This is a genomic window from Prescottella sp. GW823-FHT02E09, from assembly GCF_058797375.1.
Genome location: NZ_JBXAJP010000022.1, coordinates 1 through 1,817, shown reverse-complemented (window position 1 = coordinate 1,817; position 1,817 = coordinate 1). Strand labels below are relative to the sequence as shown.

Annotated in this window: 1 protein-coding gene; it reads left to right on the top strand. The window is 63.4% G+C overall.

What is annotated here, in order from left to right; all coding sequences use genetic code 11:
- Positions 1–1,817: DNA polymerase III subunit alpha (gene dnaE, locus AC1RIF_RS27215; protein ID WP_492604498.1), on the top strand; the 1,817-nt coding region annotated here is incomplete at both ends.

The window sequence follows — 1,817 nt, the reverse complement described above, 5'->3', positions numbered from 1 at the left end:
CACCTGCACAATCACACCGAGTACTCGATGCTCGACGGTGCGGCAAAGGTCGGCCCGCTGTTCCAGGAGGCGGAGCGTCTGGGGATGACCGCGGTGGGGATGACCGACCACGGCAACATGTACGGCGCCAGTGAGTTCTACAACGTCGCCAAGAAGCATGGCATCAAGCCGATCATCGGTATCGAGGCGTATGTCGCGCCGGAGTCGCGGTTCAACACCAAGCGTGTGTTGTGGGGTGATCGCAGTCAGAAGTCCGACGACGTCTCGGGTAGCGGCGCGTACACGCATATGACGATGGTCGCGGAGAACGCGACGGGGTTGCGGAATCTGTTCAAGTTGTCGTCGCTGGCGTCGATCGAGGGGCAGTTGGGTAAGTGGCCGCGGATGGACGAGGATCTGATCGCTCATCATGCCGAGGGCATCATCGCGACGACGGGTTGCCCGTCGGGGGAGATCCAGACGCGGTTGCGTCTGGGGCACGACCGTGAGGCGCTCGAGGCGGCGGCGAAGTGGCAGGAGATCTGGGGCAAGGACAACTTCTTCCTCGAGTTGATGGATCACGGGCTGTCGATCGAGCGGCGGGTGCGGGAGGGTCTGCTCGATATCGGTAGGCAGTTGGGTATCCCGCCGTTGGCGACCAACGACTGTCATTACGTGACCAAGGATGCGGCGGAGAACCACGAGGCGTTGCTGTGTATCCAGACCGGTAAGACGCTGTCGGATCCGACGCGGTTCAAGTTCGACGGTGACGGCTACTACCTCAAGTCCGCCGAGGAGATGCGGGCGATCTGGGATGCCGAGGTGCCGGGCGCGTGCAACAACACGATGCTCATCGGTGAGCGGGTGCAGTCGTACGACGAGGTGTGGGCGCACCACGATCGGATGCCGATCTTCCCGGTGCCCGACGGTCACACGCAGCAGACGTTCCTGCGGCACGAGGTGCTGCGCGGTCTGGACCGGCGGTTCCCCGGTGGTCCGCCGCAGGAGTACCTCGAGCGCGCCGACTACGAGATCGGTGTGATCAACGAGATGGGCTTCCCGGCCTACTTCCTCGTCGTCGGTGACCTGATCAACCATGCGCGTGAGGTCGGTATCCGGGTCGGTCCGGGTCGTGGTTCGGCGGCGGGTTCGTTGGTCGCGTACGCGATGGGTATCACCAACATCGACCCTATTCCGCACGGTCTGCTGTTCGAGCGGTTCCTCAATCCCGAGCGGGTGTCGATGCCCGATATCGATATCGACTTCGACGATCGTCGCCGCGGCGAGATGGTGCGTTATGCCACCGAGAAGTGGGGCAGCGACAAGGTCGCCCAGGTCATCACGTTCGGCACCATCAAGACCAAGGCCGCGATCAAGGACTCGGCGCGAGTCCAGTTCGGGCAGCCCGGGTTTGCGATCGCCGATCAGATCACCAAGGCGCTGCCGCCGCCGATCATGGCCAAGGACATCTCGGTTGCGGGTATCACCGATCCGGAGCACGAGCGTTACAAGGAGGCCGTGGAGGTCCGTGCGCTCATCGACTCCAATCCCGATGTCGCGAAGATCTATCAGACCGCGAAGGGTCTCGAGGGTCTGATCCGTAACGCCGGCGTGCACGCCTGCGCGGTGATCATGTCCTCCGAGCCGCTGACCGACGCGATCCCGGTGTGGAAGCGTGCGCAGGACGGCGCGATCATCACCGGCTGGGACTATCCGTCGTGTGAGGCCATCGGCCTGCTGAAGATGGACTTCCTGGGTCTGCGCAACCTCACCGTCATCGGTGACGCGATCGAGAACATCAAGGCCAACCGCGGCATCGACATCGACCTCGACACGCT